The sequence below is a fragment of the Capnocytophaga stomatis genome (assembly GCF_002302635.1).
GTDB lineage: Bacteria > Bacteroidota > Bacteroidia > Flavobacteriales > Flavobacteriaceae > Capnocytophaga > Capnocytophaga stomatis.
The window spans coordinates 1643255-1661512 of the sequence record NZ_CP022387.1 but is presented as its reverse complement, the minus strand read 5'-3'; the positions used below and the strand labels follow the sequence as shown (position 1 = coordinate 1661512).

12 protein-coding genes are annotated in these 18258 nt (G+C 36.7%); 4 read left to right on the top strand and 8 right to left on the bottom strand.

Annotated elements, in window-relative coordinates:
* Nucleotides 1–177: 177 nt before the first annotated feature.
* Nucleotides 178–309: a hypothetical protein gene (locus tag CGC58_RS12905; RefSeq protein WP_255318135.1), complete on the top strand. Its 132-nt coding sequence runs from the start codon at nucleotides 178–180 to the stop codon at nucleotides 307–309.
* 40 nt (nucleotides 310–349) lie between these two features.
* On the opposite strand, the gene radA is transcribed toward CGC58_RS12905, so the two are convergent.
* The 3 genes from radA to CGC58_RS07365 are packed head-to-tail and all read right to left on the bottom strand — an operon-like array spanning nucleotide 350 to nucleotide 4207.
* Nucleotides 350–1711, bottom strand: coding sequence for a DNA repair protein RadA (radA, locus tag CGC58_RS07375; RefSeq protein ID WP_095896141.1), 1362 nt, complete (start codon nucleotides 1709–1711; stop codon nucleotides 350–352).
* A gap of 27 nt (nucleotides 1712–1738) precedes the next feature.
* Nucleotides 1739–2863, bottom strand: a complete 1125-nt coding sequence (locus CGC58_RS07370; protein ID WP_095896140.1) for an alpha/beta hydrolase — start codon at nucleotides 2861–2863, stop codon at nucleotides 1739–1741.
* Nucleotides 2864–2899: 36 nt separating this feature from the next.
* Nucleotides 2900–4207, bottom strand: coding sequence for a hydroxymethylglutaryl-CoA reductase, degradative (locus CGC58_RS07365; protein WP_095896139.1), 1308 nt, complete (start codon nucleotides 4205–4207; stop codon nucleotides 2900–2902).
* Nucleotides 4208–4398: 191 nt separating this feature from the next.
* Between CGC58_RS07365 and gldB the strand changes: the two genes are divergently transcribed.
* The gene (gldB, locus tag CGC58_RS07360) at nucleotides 4399–5352 is read left to right on the top strand and encodes a gliding motility lipoprotein GldB (RefSeq protein WP_095896138.1); all 954 of its coding nucleotides are present in this window, start codon (nucleotides 4399–4401) and stop codon (nucleotides 5350–5352) included.
* The gene (gene gldC, locus CGC58_RS07355) at nucleotides 5352–5681 is read left to right on the top strand and encodes a gliding motility protein GldC (protein ID WP_095896137.1); all 330 of its coding nucleotides are present in this window, start codon (nucleotides 5352–5354) and stop codon (nucleotides 5679–5681) included. The genes gldB and gldC overlap by 1 nt, the downstream gene beginning before the upstream one ends.
* Before the next feature lie 83 nt (nucleotides 5682–5764).
* Here gldC and CGC58_RS07350 read toward each other — a convergent pair whose 3' ends face one another.
* From CGC58_RS07350 to CGC58_RS07335, 4 genes are all read right to left on the bottom strand, one after another.
* Nucleotides 5765–6955: a RagB/SusD family nutrient uptake outer membrane protein gene (locus CGC58_RS07350; protein WP_095896136.1), complete on the bottom strand. Its 1191-nt coding sequence runs from the start codon at nucleotides 6953–6955 to the stop codon at nucleotides 5765–5767.
* Nucleotides 6956–6966: 11 nt separating this feature from the next.
* Nucleotides 6967–10038, bottom strand: a complete 3072-nt coding sequence (locus CGC58_RS07345) for a SusC/RagA family TonB-linked outer membrane protein (protein WP_095896135.1) — start codon at nucleotides 10036–10038, stop codon at nucleotides 6967–6969.
* A gap of 455 nt (nucleotides 10039–10493) precedes the next feature.
* The gene (locus tag CGC58_RS07340) at nucleotides 10494–12095 is read right to left on the bottom strand and encodes a SusD/RagB family nutrient-binding outer membrane lipoprotein (protein ID WP_095896134.1); all 1602 of its coding nucleotides are present in this window, start codon (nucleotides 12093–12095) and stop codon (nucleotides 10494–10496) included.
* 10 nt (nucleotides 12096–12105) lie between these two features.
* Complete coding sequence (locus CGC58_RS07335; RefSeq protein ID WP_095896133.1) at nucleotides 12106–15237, bottom strand: SusC/RagA family TonB-linked outer membrane protein; 3132 nt, start codon at nucleotides 15235–15237, stop codon at nucleotides 12106–12108.
* Between the two features lie 496 nt (nucleotides 15238–15733).
* Here CGC58_RS07335 and hemL point away from each other — a divergent pair, with 496 nt between their 5' ends.
* A complete protein-coding gene (gene hemL, locus CGC58_RS07330; protein WP_095896132.1) occupies nucleotides 15734–17029 on the top strand; it encodes a glutamate-1-semialdehyde 2,1-aminomutase in 1296 nt (431 codons plus the stop codon).
* 83 nt (nucleotides 17030–17112) lie between these two features.
* Here hemL and dinB read toward each other — a convergent pair whose 3' ends face one another.
* On the bottom strand, nucleotides 17113–18240 hold the full coding sequence (gene dinB / locus CGC58_RS07325; protein ID WP_095896131.1) for a DNA polymerase IV: 1128 nt from the start codon (nucleotides 18238–18240) through the stop codon (nucleotides 17113–17115).
* Between the last annotated feature and the right edge of the window lie 18 nt (nucleotides 18241–18258).

Below are 18258 nucleotides of genomic sequence, written 5' to 3'. Positions count from 1 at the left end.
GAAATAACTCGTATTTTGCAGAAATATTTTTTAAAACAACTCAAAATAGCAGAACAATTCATTAATAACCAATAATTTAAATACAAAAAATCACTTCAAACACTCAAATTATGACAAATATCATATTTTTCGACACTAAAAAGCTATAAATTAGCCACTTCAAATTCACTATTTAATATGATACCTCAAAACATTGCACTTTATGACCACACTGCTGGCAGCATCATTATCGGTTTTTTCGGACTTGTTTGTATCGGGTTTATCGTTATGACTGTGTTATTTTTCCGCAGTGGAAAGAAGAAAAAATAGGTTTTCAAAAGCTCAAATTTTAAAATTTGAGCTTTTGGGCTTATCCGAATAATTCCTGAATAGCATCCTCTATTTTAGCTACTTTTACAATTTTTATCGCCGTATTTTTCAGAGCTATTTTGTTGTATTTGGAAATAAAAATGGTTTCAAATCCGAGTTTTTCGGCTTCCGTGATGCGTTGTTCCACACGTTGCACGGGGCGTATTTCTCCTCCTAATCCCACTTCACCTGCAAAACAGACATTTTTCTCAATTGCAATATCTTCATTAGAAGAAAGAATTGCCATCGCAACTCCCAAATCAGTAGCCGGATCGTCAATAGTGATACCTCCTGTTATGTTCAAAAATACATCTTTTGCCCCCAATCGGAAACCAGCTCTTTTTTCCAATACCGCGAGTAACATATTGAGTCTCTTTGCGTTAAATCCCGTCGCACTTCGTTGAGGCGTACCGTAAACCGCAGTACTTACAAGTGATTGTATTTCAATCATTAACGGACGCATTCCTTCCAAAGTGGCAGCAATAGCAGTTCCACTAATGTTTTCATCCGTTTTGGAAATTAAAATCTCGGACGGATTATTCACCTCACGCAAACCGCTACTCATCATTTCATAAATACCTAATTCTGAAGTAGAACCAAATCTATTTTTTAGTGAACGTAAAATGCGATACACGTGATTTCGGTCTCCTTCGAACTGAAGAACCGTATCCACCATATGTTCCAAAATTTTGGGTCCTGCAATTTGTCCGTCTTTAGTGATATGCCCAATAAGAATAACTGGCGTATTGGTCGTCTTCGCAAATTTTATAAGCTCGGAGGTACACTCTCTGATTTGTGAAATGCTTCCCGCAGAAGCTTCGATGTAATCCGTTTGCAAGGTTTGAATAGAATCAATTATAACAATTTCGGGTTGTAATTCTTTGATTTGATGGAAAATATTTTGTGTTTTTGTTTCTGTAAGTATGAAACAGTTATCCAACTTGTGTGGGATACGGTCAGCTCTCATTTTGATTTGCTTTTCGCTTTCTTCCCCCGATACGTAAAGCGTTTTGTAAGGCAAATTAAGTGCGATTTGTAGCAAAAGTGTACTTTTCCCAATGCCCGGCTCACCACCGAGTAATATCACAGAACCGGGAACAATTCCTCCTCCCAGAACATTATTCAACTCGTGATTGTTGCTATTCAATCGAGTTTCTTGCTGGGTACTTATCTGAGAAACAGATACATATTTGGCTGTTTTTTTTACTTTAGAAGGTTCAGCCTGCCAAGTTTTTTTTTCTTCTTTTTGAACTACTTCTTCAACAATCGTATTCCACTGCTTACAGGCATAACACTGCCCTTGCCATTTACTGTACTGAGTACCACAGTTTTGGCAAAAGTATGTCGTTTTAACTTTCATAATTCACTGTTAATCAGACTAAAAATTTGATTATTTTCCTCTTAAGTTTGTTATTCGGTCATTAATAAGGTCGGAGTTTATAAAATCAATACTCGGCTCTCCATAAGCTTTTTGATACGCTCTGGTCGCCTTTTTGTATTCTTCTATTTTTTCATAATATTCTCCTAAGAAGAAATTTGGCATTGCCGTATCACTGTATCCATTTGCTTTCACAAAATCAGATAAATCCGATAATGATAACCAATCTTCTCTTTGATGAATAGCATCGTAAATGGCAAGAACATCATTGAGTGACGGCTTTTTCTTCACGCCCAGTTCATTCTGAATTTTTGTGTATTTCTCTCCCAAATACTGAAAAATATTTTCTTGTAGGGGCTGTATTTTTTCCTTAAATTCTTTTGCGGTAATTGGCTTATAAATATCAAAAAGCAAATCCAATCCTCTTGCAATACCCATTAAATCAGCAGATTCAGGCGATGTTCCCGTGAATTTTTCGTAGTTATAATTTACGTTTTTATTGAAAGCTTTTTTGAGTTGAATATCCAAATCTTCGATTTCTTTCAAGGTTTTGTCGTTTTCCATATCGGTAGTTGCGATGTAACAAAACTTGTGATGCCTTGCTTTTGTAAACTGCTCAGGAAGATACTTTTTAATATAAGATTGAATTTTAGGATTCAATGCTATCAAGGCATTAAACAGAGGCTTATCACTTAAAAGATAATGACTTGCAAAATGTGCCGCTTCTTCCGAAGCCACGATTCCTCGCAAAGTATTGATTGGATATTTTCCTTTTATGTAAGGCACTAACTCAGTTCCGATAAATTCAAAAAACTGAGCAGTTTCATTCATTGGATGACCTACTTCTTCAGCAATGGCAACATCTGTATGTGTGTTGAATATCCCAACAATTATGCTTTTGGGCATACACTGAAGATACTCGTAATAACGTGTCGCTGCAATCATAGGCTCCATAAGTGAAGCTGCGTCAAGCACAACAAAAAGTGGATATGATTCTCTTTCGGAATATCCTTCAGGAAGGTAAATTGCTATTTTCCGCTTGTCATTAAGCCGACTTGAACTGAACTCTTCCGAAGTAATTTGCCCAAACACATTCTGTAAGAATAGAAACGCGATTAGTAAAAATAGTCTTTTCATAGAAAAATATTTTTAAGTTAATAATTATTTGATTTGTCAATTTAAATGACGTACACTTTCAAAAACGGCAGAAACATCTCTGTACGTTAATGTTTTATCTTTAAAATAATCTGTAATATATTGCTTTTGAGCATCATTAGCACCCAATTGATTCAAAATATTCATCAAATGCATCTTCATATGCCCTTTTTGGATGCCAAGCGTAATAAGCGAACTTACCGCAGCAAAATTCTGAGCCAGCCCCACCGTAGCGGCAATTTGCATTAATTCCTTAGCAGAAGGCTTTTCTAAAATTTGCAGAGCGGTTTTCACAAGTGGATGCAAGTTGGTCAATCCGCCAACAGTACCCAATGCGAGCGGAACTTCTATTTTGAAATGAAAAACATCATCTTCAACAAAAGCCTCTGTTAAACTTTGATATTTTCCGCTTCGGGAAGCATAAGCGTGAATGCCAGCCTCCACCGCACGGAAATCATTTCCTGTAGCTAAAATTACCGAGTCTATTCCGTTCATAATCCCTTTGTTATGAGTCGTTGCCCGACGAACCTCAGCATTAGCGATTGCTATTGCTCTGACAAATTTTTCTGCAAATTCCTTTCCGCCTAAGTTCGCAACAGCTAAACGTTCTGTAGGGCAAGAAACTTCAACCCTCACCAAACATTCCGGAACGTAATTTGACAAAATGGACATTACAATTTCATATTTTTTATCGATTTCAGGGAAATTCACAGCTTCCTGACGGAAAGTTTGCGAAAAAGATTCCAAACACGAATTGATGAAATTCGCACCCATCGCATCCAAAGTTTCAAAAGTAACAAAGAGTTGATAATAGTTAGCCAGTTCAGAAGTTTTATCCACCAAACGGATGCCTGTTATGCCCCCGCCTCGTTTTTCCATATTGGCAGTAATAACCTGAGCATCAGCTAACATTTTGGGTTTTATTTCATTAAAAAAGCGTTCCAAATCTGTTTTTTCCCCATAGAACATAAAATGTACCTGTCCGTTTTTTTCAGTAGAAATCACTTTAGCTTTAAATCCTCCGCGAGATTCCCAAAATTTGGCAGCTCGGCTGGCAGCAGCAACCACAGAACTTTCTTCAATAACCATCGGGACGGTGTAAGTTTTCCCATTTATAACAAAATTCGGGGCTATGGCAAAGGGCAGATAATAATTAGAAACTGCATTTTCTATAAACTCATCGTGCAATTTTTGTAGGTTTTCATCTGCATTGTGATATTTCTCGAAATAGGAATGTGCCTGCTCATCACCCGAAAAATACGCCTCACACAGCCAATCTATTTTTTGTTGTTTTGTTAGTTTTGAAAATCCTTGTATTTTTTTCATCTATGCAATATTTTGCTATCTTTCTAACTTAAAAAAATCAAATTTTAATCCAAAGTACCTCGCAAATATACGACAGAAAAACAAATAAACGCCTAATTATCACGAAAAAGTAAAATGCAGGCAGTTTTTGCTCATTTTTTACTTTTCATTTTTTTCATATATTTGCCACCATAGTTTAGATTTTGTTTGTAATGAAAAAATTACTTCTGTGTACTGGATTGCTTGCCGCTATGGCGTGCGGAAACAAAAAAGAAAGAGAAATTGCTCAAATTCCGATGGAAATCGAAACGATACGCTTTGATTCTCTCTTTTTTGCGACCCCTTCGGAGAAAATTCCGGAACTGAGAAAAACTTATCCCTTCTTTTTTACTTCAAACATAAGTGATATCGAATGGATTGAAATTCAAAAAGATAGCTTGCGACAAGCACTATACAAGGAAGTTCAGAAAAATGTGGGCGATTTGTCAAAAGAGAAGAAAGAAATCAAAAATTTATTTCAGCACATCAAATATTATTTCCCTAATTTTCAAGCCCCTAAGGTCATCACACTCACCTCAGAGGTAGATTACCAATCCAGAGTTATTTATGCAGACAGCTTGTTATTAATTGGGATTGATAATTATTTAGGAGAAAATCATCATTTTTACGAAAATATTCAGAAATACATTCGTTTTGAACTAAAAAAGGAAAATATTGTGATTGATGTTGCCGAATCCTTTACAGATAAATTAGTTCCTCGTCGTCAGCATCTTACATTTTTGGATAATATGATTTATGAAGGAAAAAAATTGTACCTGACTGAGGTTCTTCTCCCTAAAAAATCGGAAGCCGAAATTTTGAAATATGACAAAACAAAATGGAAATGGGCGGTGGAAAACGAATCGCAAATATGGAGATATTTCATTGATAATGAACTCCTTTATCAAACAGATAAAAAACTACTGAACAGATTTATATATCCTTCTCCTTTCTCAAAATTTTACTTGGAGTTGGATAGCGAATCGCCTGGAGGTGTGGGACGCTTTATCGGATTACAAATTATCAAAGCATTTATGAACAAAAATGAGCAAACATCAGTAATTGAGATGCTTGCAATCAAGCCAGACGAATTATTCAAACAATCTTTTTACAAACCTAAAAAATAATGCAAAAAAAGACATCAAACATTCAGTTAACCGTTGAGTTAGACGAAAATAAGATTCCTGAAAAATTATTTTGGAATGCCGAAGACGGCGGAATTTATAACGAAGAAGCCAAAGCCGTTTTCCTCTCGGTGTGGGACGCTAAAACTAAGGAAGCCTTACGTATTGATCTGTGGACCAAAGAAATGCCCGTTGACGAAATGAAAATGTTTTTCTACCAGACTCTTTCTGCAATGGCTGACACTTTTCACAGAGCCACCAACGATGAAAAAATGCGTGACACAATGCGTGATTTCTGCGACTATTTTGCCGAGAAAATGGAGTTGAAATGACCACTTAGATTGAATCCAAAACAAAAATCGCAGTAAAAAATATATTACTGCGATTTTTGTTGTTTGTTTCTATCAAAAAGAAACTATTTACCTAACAATGTATTTGCATTTAAAGCTCCTTCAGGATAAGGTGGCACGTAATTTTCTATCCCTTTAAGTTTTAAATCCTGCCAGCGAGTCCATTCGAAAGACATTTCCAATCTTCTTTCATCATCTAAGGATAATGAAGATTTTCTTACGGCTTGCAATTCTGTAAGCCTGTTTGTATTTCCTCCCTCAGCAGAAATCAAATACATTTCTGCAATTCGTGAAATAAGTAAATCTGAATTGGATTCTGTTTTATATTTTTTAGAAAAGACGTAACCATTTCTATCTGCACTATTTTCAAAATCAAATAGTGCTTTACGAGTATCCTCACCTTTAATAAGGGCTGTAAGTTCATCGGCTGCACCGAAACAATTCCAGTTTCTTGCTTCCCAGCTCATAATCCAACCCCAATCTCCGTTCTCTTCTGCTTTATTACCTGCAAAGCGGAAAATGACCTCTGAGGTTCTTTCCAAAGGATTATCAGCCAACGAGAACTTTCCTAAGGTAATCAAAGCCTCAGCCTCAGCCGTAGCTGCTGCTATATTTCCTCGAACTCGATACACACGCGCTAGAAGCGCCATCGCGGCTTCTTTTGTCGGAAATTTTTGAGCCTGTTCCAAATTCTTTCTATCCAATTCAGGAGAGTACTCTTTTGCAAACTTTAAGTCTTCCAAAATGAAATCTAAAACTGCCTCTTTGGTAGAAGCTGCTATGGGCTCTCCTTTGTAATTCTCATCCACCAAAGGCACTCTCTCGTAGATATCAAACAATCTAAGGTAGGTTAAAGCTCTGCAATAACGAGCCTGTCCCTTTTGTGCATCAGTGGCAGTAGGCACATTCAAAATCGTATTGGCACGGCTGATACCTTTGTAATAATCTCTATACTGGTAACTCAACAAAATATCTTTTGTAGGAATGGTTTTTTCGTACAAATTTTTTACTTGAAACCACTGAAACTTATAGGGCTTGAAGTTGTCTCCCATAATTTCGGTCATCATAATATTAAAATAACCATAATCATTAGGCTTCTGAACAGCTGTATATAACCCATTCAGTAATTTGTCTACATCTTCTGATGATAAAGGTGCATTTGCTGAAAGCGAAGCTTGTGAAGGCAAATCCAATTCCTTACTGCACGATGCAAACAGACTTATCACCACTGATAATATTAATGCTATTTTTTTCATCTTCTTCTTTTTTAAAAATTAATGTTTAATCCCAAAGAATACACCTTCACGTTCGGAATACCATTATAATCAACTCCTGCGGATATCTTGCTTGTATCAGAACGATTTTGACTTGAATATTGAGATTGATCAACGTAATGAGTTTCAGGATCTACACCTGAATATTTAGTAAAGGTAAAAGGATTTCTTACCTGAGCGTATATGCGCAATGACTTCACAATATTTTTTATATCCTCTCCTTTCACATTAAATCCTAACGTAATGTCGGATATTCTTAAATAATCTGCGTTTTCCAAAAAACGAGAAGATCTCAAATTATTCCAACTTGCAACAGAAGCAGCCATATGTGGACGCGGATTTACTGCATTGGTATTTTGCGGTGTCCAATAATCCATCTGGTCTAATATCATATTTTCAGAATAGGCAGGATAACCAACATCTCCTCCTGCTAATGCATTCTCTTTGTACATCGCATAAATTCTCTTACCAATTGAATATTGTGCTGTGACAGACAAGTCAAACATTTTATAAGCAAACTTGGTACCTAACCCTCCGTATATTGGGGCTATTCCTCCTTCAAAAAGAACGTTGTCTTCCGCATCTATTTTACCATCACCATTGATATCCTTATACAACATATCTCCTGGATATACAACTTTGGTAACCTCTCCTTTTTGGTTTTTGTATTCATACTTTTCCTGTGCAATTCCTATTGCCTCTGGTAAGTAGAAAGAACCTAACGGAGCACCTTCTTTAACAACTGATACAAAACCTGTTGTATAGTATCCTTTCTCATTTCCAATCTTTTCTACCGTATTCTTATTGTATGAAAAATTAGAATTGAAATCCCAAGTAAAATCTTCACTCTTAATAATTTGAGCATTTAACGTAACTTCAAATCCTTTGTTTCTTATAGAACCTATATTTCTCAATTGAGTAGAAAATCCTGACTCGTGCGGAACAGCAACTCGTGTAAGTAAATCCTTGGTTTTCTTATCATAAACATCAGCCGATAATGTTATTCTGTTTTTGAATAACCCTAAATCAAGTCCAAGGTTTATTGTCTGACCTGTTTCCCATTTTAACGCAGGATTAAACAATTCAGCGGATGCCAATCCCGGATTTTGGTCGTAGTTGTAGCCACTACCGATAAGATCTTGTCCCGAAGCATATGAAATACCTGTTTGATTACCTGTATATCCTATGGAAGCTCTTAATTTCAAGTCATTTATAAATGAAACCTTGAAAAACTCTTCCTCAGAAACCGTCCAGCCCAAAGAAGCAGCTGGGAATGCTCCCCAACGATTTTCAGGCAAAAACTTAGAAGAACCATCGTAACGAGCCGATACCATTAAATGGTATTTGTTTCTCCAATTTAGCTGTAATCGTGAGAAATAGGATTCTAATCCCATAGCAATATAATAACTACGACCTTTATTTATCTCAGCAGCAGAAACCAACCATCTCAAGTCAGACGAAGCAAATTTTTCCCCCTCAACGTATGAATCTTCATATATCCATTTTTGGAATGAGTGTCCTGCCAAGAAGTTAAGTTTAAGTTTTTTATCAAAGAAACTCTTATCATAGGTTAAGGTATTTTCTGATTGAAAATCCCTATTGTTCTGTGTTGAATAATATCCATATCCAGTTGGCACACCATCTCCGTTCTCTCCTCGTTTTGTGTTAGGTGCGTCATATCTGTTATAGCGGTTTACATTCAGATTTCCCGTATAAGCCGAACGCCATCTAAGTCCTTCCAATATGTCATAATTCATATAGAAAGTTCCTCCAACGCGTTGCCATTCACTAATCACATATCTTTCAAAAGCGTGCAAAGGGTTGTTCACACCTAAATTTCTATTCAATTTTCCATCTTCTGTATAAGGAGACAAATCGGGTCGAGCGTTTAAAGCTTTTGACCAAGGTTGATACGTATTGTTGTCGTCCGCAATAGGTGAAGACTCTGACATTGTAAAATATGACTGCACGCCAAACGAAAACTTTTTACCTACTTTTTGTTCGGCATTCAAACGGAAACGACTCATCTGGTACTGGTCTTGCTTGATAATACCTTCTTGCTTAATATTTGATGCAGAAAAATACAAGCTGGTTGATTCTCCCCCTCCACTCACACTAATTTGATTGTTACGGATAAGCCCTTTCTGTAAAACCAAAGACATCCAATCTGTTTCATAGTTTCCTAATTGCAAAGGAGTTAACTCATTAGGATTTTTAGGAGCATTAAGTATGCCAGTAGCTATATCATTTTGATAGTTTATACGAGAAGCATCTAATACTTGTTTGTACTGTTGAGCTTTCAACAACTTAGGATATTTTATAATCTCCTGAATACCAACAGATGATGTAAATGTAACAGAAGGTTTAGAATTATTCTTACCAGTTTTGGTTTCAATAATCACTACCCCATTAGATGCTCTTGAACCATAGATAGCCGCTGAAGCTGCATCTTTAAGCACTTGCATACTTTTAATGTCCTCAGCTGCAACATTGACCATTGTCTCTTGTGGAACCCCATCAATGATGTATAGCACATTATTTGAAGCAGTTAAAGAGCCATTACCACGTATACTAATTTGGGTATTATCCCCTGCACGTCCTCCTGTACTCACAACTTGAACCCCAGCTGTCTTCCCTTGTAAAGCCTGTGCTACTGATGTTACAGGTTTTTCAACCAATGTCCCTGCATCCACAATAGAAACCGCTGAGGTCAAATCTTTTTTAGATACAGAACCATACCCTACGATTACCACTCCTTCAAGTTCTTCTACTTCTTCCTCCATTACCACATCAATCTTAGTTGTAGAGGCTGAAACCTTTTTATCAACGGTTCTAAGCCCTATCCCAAGAAAATGAAGAACATCTCCCGCCTTAGCTTTGATAGAGTACTTTCCATCAAAATCTGTTGCCACTCCTCGCGTAGTTCCTTTAACAGTCACTGTAATACTAGGTAAAGGCACACCCGAAACATCTTTTACCACACCAGTTATCGTTTTCTCTTGTGCGAGGGCAATTTGTAACGCCAAAAAGAAGAACGATACTGTCCAAATTAATTTTTCTTTCATCTTTTATCCCTTTTTTGAATTAGTCTGGCAAATATTAGCTTTATTTTTAGAAATTGCAAACTTCATACAAATCAACTCTTAAACATAGATTAATCTCAACAGAATATCTATTTTTTAATATTTAAAATCCACAAAAGGCATTTTTTTTATTAATTTCTTATCATTATAGCAACTTTATTTTGCATTGAAAATAAATTTATTATTTGATTTCTGCTTCATTTAGTGAATGATAGCAAATATTTAGAAAACCAATTTGAAGGTTAAAAAACTAAAAATCAACAAGTAAACCTTCAAAAAATATATAAATGTAAAAAATAATAAGAAAATCCGTATTTTAACATTGTTTAACTTTTTAAAATTCGATTTTTTTGCACTAAAATCAATTTTTATAACAAGAAAAAACCACTCTTTCGAGTGGTTCAAATTTAGGATAAAACTTCAAAATATCAGTATTTCTATTTTGCCCAAATGAGTTTGTGAGTCATAGAATCATCACTCATTCCCATATTTTGAAGAGCCTTAGCGTAATTTTCCTTGTTTAATTGACTGTATCGAGCCGAATAAAGCAAACGAGCAGGCAAATCCGTAACTCCTTCTACCAATGAGTTAAAAACATAATTGGTAACATCCGGTTTGTCTTTTTCTTTGTAAGGAGCGTTTAAGTTGTAGGTTTGCCCTACTTTATTCAATACGTTAGGAAAACCTGTTCTGCGATATTCACTCCAAGCCTCATATGGTTGCATATAAAGTGCTACGTACTTCTGAGTAATTACATTTTCTTCGTTGGCAGGAGCCAAAGTAGCTACAAAGGCTGCTGATTTGGTTGCATCTACGCCCCAACGCTCCATTGAAGCTTGCACTCCTTTTTTGTACCAAGCATCGTCCCAGCTATTATTTTCTGAAAGCAAGAAACATACTTCGGCATATTCCATCAATACTTCAGTGTAGTTTGCTTTTAAAACGTTGGAACTGAAAAACGACACTCCCGCTGCTACTTGTGATTCTGTAAGATGATTCGGTATTCCGTAAGGCATTCCTACGTAATCAGCTAAATTATCACTTTCAGCGTAAGTGTTATCTCTTACTTGACCTATTTTGGTATTACGAGGAGTGACATATTTCTGCAAACGTGGGTCAGCACCAAACGAACCTCTTTCTCCTTTCAACAATTCCACAAACGAACTTCCTGCTGCGAAATCAACCCTTGCATCAACGAAAAAGGCAGTGTACATTGGCGAAGGAGCTACCTTGTTATTTTCATAAGTTAAACCTACCGTATCGTCGTTAGATTGCATCACACCACCGGCGATGGCTTCTGTAATATGTGTTTGAGCAACGGCTGATAAAGCGGGTACGTTCTTTACTCTGTTAGCAACACGCAAACGTAATGAATTGGCAAATCGTTTCATTTTACCTACAGACCCAAATAAAGCATCACCTTTAACGAATACTTTGTCCGTATCTTCACCCACAGTCATCGCTACGGCTTCTTTGAGTTCTTTAAGAATATCCGCATAGATTACCTCTTGTGAAACGTAAACCGGAGTAAGTGTTTTATCGCTATCTAATGCCTGAAAATCAGGATTGTTGTTTCCAAAAGAATAATAAGGAACATCACCGAATGTATCTGCCAAATTACTGAATATATAAGCCAACATAATGCGTGACGCCGCGATTTGGTTCTCGTTTTTTCCGTAATTTGAAGACTCTCCTTTAGTTTTCTCAGAAGCATTCAAATCGATAATCGTTTTATAATCTTGTGCTCTCAAGTAATACGTAGCCCACAAATTATCTCCAGAAGTAGGACGATATTGATATCTATCCTCTTCAGTGTAGTTAGTTTGTGCAGAATACTGCATCCATTGCAGTGCCACACGACCAGATGAGAAAGCCCCTCGCGTACCATCCATCAATGACTTGTTGGCACTATTAAAAACCGCATACGAAATAAAGGCATCTGGGCTATTTGGGTTTGAATTGATTTCCTCAAAATCTTTATCACAACTTGATAAAGACAAAAGCCCGCCTAAAAACAATAATGTATATATTTTTTTCATATTTTCAATGTTATAGTTTTATTTGAACACTCATACCGTAAGTTCTTGTTGATGGTAATGAACCGGTTTCAATTCCTTGCACGTTTCCACTTCCGTAAGAGGCTTGCTCTGGGTCAATACCTTTGTAATCAAGCCCTGTTGTCCATAAATTTCTACCATAAGCCGAGAAAACAAGCTCTTTTACGTGTTTATTTTTCGGTAAATTTACAGTATATGACAAAGACACATTTCTCAATTTCAAATAAGTAGCATCAAAAACACTTTGTGCACGAACCCCCGAGTAGTGACTTGCTGCCCAATCTGTTGCCTTGGCTGCAATTGTATTTGGTTGCCCATCAGCGGTTACCCCACTAAGTACAATACCTTGTTCACGAATGTCTCCTTCGGCAGTTTCTTTAAGCATTCCCGAATACATACCAAACATATGATTAGTTGAGAAGTACTTTCCTCCTTTTTGGAAATCGAACAATACGGAAAGGTCAAAGTTTTTATAACGGAATGCGTTATTAAGCCCCATATTGTAATCCGGAATTACAGAGCCTAATGATTCTACTTTTCCTTTGGCATAAAGTCCGTTTGAGCCAACAATAGGTTGCCCTGTACCTTCGTGAAATCTGTAATTGGTAGTATATAACTGTCCGTAAGGCTCTCCTTCCACAGCATTCAAGATTGTGCTACTAAAGAAGCTTGATAGCTGATACACTTTCATTTGCGGATGCAACTCTAACAATTTGTTATTATTTTTGGCAAAGTTCCAAGTAACATCCCACGAAAAATTATCCGTTTTCACCGGCGTAGCACTCAAGCTAACCTCAATACCTTGATTTTGCATTGAACCGGCATTGATATACTTATAAGCATATCCTGTTGACGGGTCGGTAGTTAATGGCAAAATCAAATCTTTAGTTCTTGTATCATAATAAGTTACATCAAGCCCTACTCTGTTTTTGAACAATTTAAGTTCTAACCCAACTTCTTGCGTGGTTTTAACCTCTGGCAATAGATTCGGATTGTTTGCCGTATTTGGATTTGAATAACGTGGTGAACCTAAGAAAGGATTACTTACAGTTGGGTAGGTTTCCAATCGGTACGGACCAGTGTCATTACCCACTTGTGCCCATCCTAAACGCACTTTACCGAAAGACAACCATTCCGGTTTAATTACCGATGAGAATATAAATGTTCCTGTTACGGAAGGATAGAACACAGGCTTAGAAACTGTTGAAAACCAATCGTTTCTTCCGGTAGCTTCAACAAATAACATTTCTTTAAAGCCTAATGAAACCATTCCGTAAACGCTGTTGGTTCTTCTCCAACTTTCGTAATTAGTTGCTTTAGGTGTTTCAATACTATTTGCTAAGTTGTAATAGTTAGGTTTTAATAAACCACCCACAGTTTCACCATTCACGTAATTATAGCGTGCTTCTCTGCGTGACACCCCTACAAACGAATTTAAGCTGAAATTGTCTCCCATTTTAGGATCAAAATGCAAACGTGCTTCGTAGTTAAAGTCAGAAGAATTTCTAACAATATCTTTAAAATACGATTCTGCTTGCGAACCTACGGCTACTTGTTCCTTCACGTGGAACGAATACACATCACCATAAACATTACCCACAGCATACAAATTATCTGCAATGTTGTATGTTAAGCCCACATTTCCAAAGAAACGATGACGTTTATCCTCAGAAGTGTTTTCATAAGCAATCCAATATGGGTTATCGGAGTACTTAGGTGTTGGGTCGTCCCAAGCCGTTCTGTTCCAAGTACGTTGCTCTCCTGTTGAAAGTTTGTAATCACGTAACTTTTTCATATCCAATTGGCGTTGTCCCCATTGGTAAAATTTTTGAGAAACTGAATTATCGTTATAACCTTGGTCTTGGCGGTTAAATCCGTTAGTCAGCACATAATTCAACCCTCCATCAACTTTGAATTTTTCACTTAATTTCGAATTAAAATTGAATGACAAAGTCGATTTTTTCAAATGCGAATTTGGCACAATCCCGTCTGTTTTGCTCGTACTTGCTGACAAACGCAAATTCGTTGCCTGAACGGAGCGTGTAACTGCCACTGAATTAGAAGTAGTTATCCCTGTGCGGAAAAACGAATCCACATCATTTTCAGAGGCTTTCCAAGGTACTTCTTTCAAATAATCATCCGGAAAATTTTCCTTGTCGAAGGCGTACCAAGGCAAGTAAAGCTGATTTTCAAACTTAGGTCCCCAGCTTTCATCAACTCTGTACTGAGCGATGCTGTATTTTCTTCCATTGATTTCAACCTCAGGGAAAGAAGTAGAAGAACCTCCTCCGTATTTATTTTGTAAAATCGGAGCAATATAAGTTGATTCAAAAGTAATTCCTGATTTTACATCAACAGAGGTTTTTCCTCTTTTACCTGATTTTGTGGTGTAAACAATTACCCCGTTACCTCCACGACTTCCATAAAGAGCCGTTGCAGGTCCACCTTTAAGCACAGTAACCGATTCAATATCATCAGGATTAATATCTGCCGAAGCATCACCATAGTCACGCCCTCCCAAATCACTGCCTAAATTTCTCTCATTGTTATAGTTACTGTTATTCATTGGAATACCATCTACAACAATAAGCGGACGGTTATCACCAGTTACAGAACCAACCCCACGAATGGTAATACGCGTTGAACCTCCCATAGATGAAGAAGCCGTAACTTGCACTCCCGCAACATTTCCTGACAAGGCACTAATAGCGTTTTGCTGTCCAGCTTTGGAAAGTCTATCACCTTCAACTTTTTGAGTAGCATAACCTAAGGATTTCTCGTCACGCGAAACCCCCATAGCCGTAACCACAACTTCTTCCAATTGCTCAGCTTCTTCCTCCATTGTTACATCAATTTTGCTTGTTGAAGCTGAAACTGCCTTATCCACAGACTTCAAGCCTATACCAAGAAAATGAAGAATATCACCATTTTTCGCCTTAATGCTATAGTTTCCATCAAAATCAGTAGAAACCCCACGAGCCGAGCCTTTTACCATAACAGTAACGCCAGGTAAAGGCACACCTGACACATCCTTTACTGTTCCAGTTATCGTTTTATCTTGTGCGAAAGCAAATTGCAATGCCAGAAAAAATAACGATACTGTCCAAATTAGTTTTTCTTTCATCTTTTATCCTTTTTTGAATTAGTCTGGCAAATATTAAGATTATTTTCAAAAATTGCAAACATCGCATAAATTACATCATAAAAACTAAATAAAAACACTACAATCTCTATTTTTTAGCATTTAAAACATCAAAAAAGCATTTTTTTAATTAATTTTTTATTCTAATAATATTTTTACCATCCAATAAAGATGAATTTGCCATTTTGCTCTCCATCTTTTAAATCAATGAAAACGATACATTTAGCAGAAAATAAAAATATAAACATCTTAAAATCAGTCAAATAAAACAAAATCAAAATATATCCACAAAAAGCAATGAAAAACCTAACATTTAACCAATTTTAACGATTTAAAAATTTATGAATTTTACTTATATTCGGAAAGTATAAAATCCTATTTCTTAATTTCATTCTATCATTTTTGTAATTTTTAATCTCAAATAATTTTATATCCTTATAAAATCTTACCTTTGTCATTGAAAAAACAATACGAAATTATGTTATATAAAAGGAGTAGTGAGCTTTTTGCTCAAGCAAAAAAAGTATTACCAGGAGGGGTTAACTCCCCTGTTCGGGCATTTAATGCGGTAGGAGGCGAACCTATTTTCATCAAAGAAGCACAAGGAGCCTACCTAATTGATGAAGATGGACGCAAACTCATTGACTATATCGCATCGTGGGGTCCTCTTATTTTAGGACACGCGTATCCACCTGTTATTGATGCAGTTACAAATCGTGCAAAAAAAGGAACTTCTTTTGGAATCCCTACTGAAATTGAAATCAAAATTGCCGAACTGGCAGTAGCAATGGTGCCAAATATTGATAAAATTCGCTTTGTAAATAGCGGAACAGAAGCTTGTATGAGTGCTATACGCTTGGCAAGAGGATACACCAATCGAGATAAAATCATTAAGTTCGTCGGTTGTTATCACGGGCATTCCGACTCGTTCCTTATCGAAGCGGGAAGCGGAGCCACTACCTTCGGAAATCCCAACAGTCCGGGAGTTACGCAAGGGACAGCAAAAGACACACTTTCAGCAAAATACAATGATATTGAATCGGTTAAAACTCTTTTTGAAGCTAATAAAAATCAGATTGCGGGAGTTATTATCGAACCAATTGCAGGAAATATGGGTTGCGTTCCTCCCAAAAAAGGATTTATGGAAGCCTTGAGAAAACTTTGTACGGAAAACGGAACGTTACTCATTTTTGATGAAGTAATGACCGGTTTCCGATTGGCTAAAGGAGGTGCTCAAGAAGTACTTGGTATTCAAGCAGATATTGTAACTTTCGGAAAAGTAATCGGGGGCGGACTTCCTGTAGGTGCTTTTGCAGCTCGCAATGAAATTATGCGTTTTCTTGCTCCGGAAGGACCTGTATATCAAGCAGGAACGTTAAGCGGAAATCCATTGGCGATGAGTGCCGGATTGGCTATGCTTACCGAACTTAATAACAATCCGCAAGTTTTTGAAAGCCTTGCTAAAAAAACGGCTTATTTGCACGAAGGATTTGATAAAGTGCTTTCCAAAACAGATATTCCATATCAGATAAATCGCTTTGGTTCAATGATTTCACTGCATTTTAACGAAAATCCTGTGGTTGATTTTGAATCTTCAGCTAAAGGCGATTTGGAACGATTTAAAAAATACTTCCACGGAATGCTTGCCGAAGGTATATACTTGCCTCCGAGTGCCTTCGAAAGCTATTTCTTGAACGATGCTTTAACATATGAGGATTTGGACGCAACTATTAAAGCTCTTGAAAAAATTATTGCTGACGGACGCTTGAATTAATCTTACCAAAAATAAACCATTCATACAGAATGAGATAAATCTTTTTAAAAGTTTTTATTTCATTCTGTTTTTTTATGATGCAATCAGATAAAAAGATAATTATCAGGAAATTGTAATTCCAACTGAATGTATTTCGGCTTAATTCTTTCCTCTTTTTCTTCCTTTTTATTATCAAAATTTGATAATGAGATTCCGAGCAAACGCACGGAATCCTCCAACGGTTGTTGATAAAGTAATTCTTTTACGCAACTTAATATATCTTCCTTATTATCAATAAATTGATTAAGCGTTTTACTTCGTGTATTTACTGAAAAATCGCTGTATTTTATCTTCAAAGTGACTGTTTTTCCTGCTAATTTTTTACGTTGCATCCGCTGGCTAAGTTCCTCAGCTATGGAAACTAACTTTTCTTCAACATACACTTCGCTGGTGATATTTTTTGAATACGTATGTTCTGTACCTAATGATTTCGGAATTCGATAAGGTTTTACTTCGCTTCGGTGAATACCACGTGCTAATTCATAGAAATAGAGTCCGTTATTACCAAAATGTACTTCCAAAAATTCGAGTGATTTTTCCCGCAAATCTTTTCCGGTAAAAATCCCTTTCAGATACATTTTCTCGGCGGTAACTTTTCCGATTCCGTAAAACTTTTTGATGTCAAGTACATCTAAAAAATCTTGTATCTCGCTGATAGTAACCGTTTTTTGCCCGTTAGGTTTATTAACATCGCTGGCTATTTTTGCAATAAATTTATTCACGGAAATTCCTGCGGAAGCCGTAAGCCCCGTAGTTTCAAAAATACGTTGACGAATTTCCTTCGCAATTAATGTGGCTGACGGATTATTTTTCTTGTTCTGGGTTACATCCAAATAGGCTTCATCTAACGACAAAGGTTCCACTAAATCAGTATATTCGTAGAAAATAGAACGAATTTGCATTGATACTTCTCGGTATCGTTCAAATCGCGGACGAACAAAAATCAATTCAGAGCATAATCGCCTTGCTTGCATCCCGCTGATGGCACTTCGCACACCAAATTTCCGAGCCTCATAACTGGCTGCCGCCACAACGCCTCGTTCGCGTTCGCCTCCCACTGCAATGGGCTTGCCTCGAAGTTCGGGAAAATCCAATTGCTCCACAGAAGCATAAAATGCATCCATATCCACGTGGATAATCTTCCGTAAATGAGTATTTTCGAGGCTTTCCATACAATGAAATCTATTTTT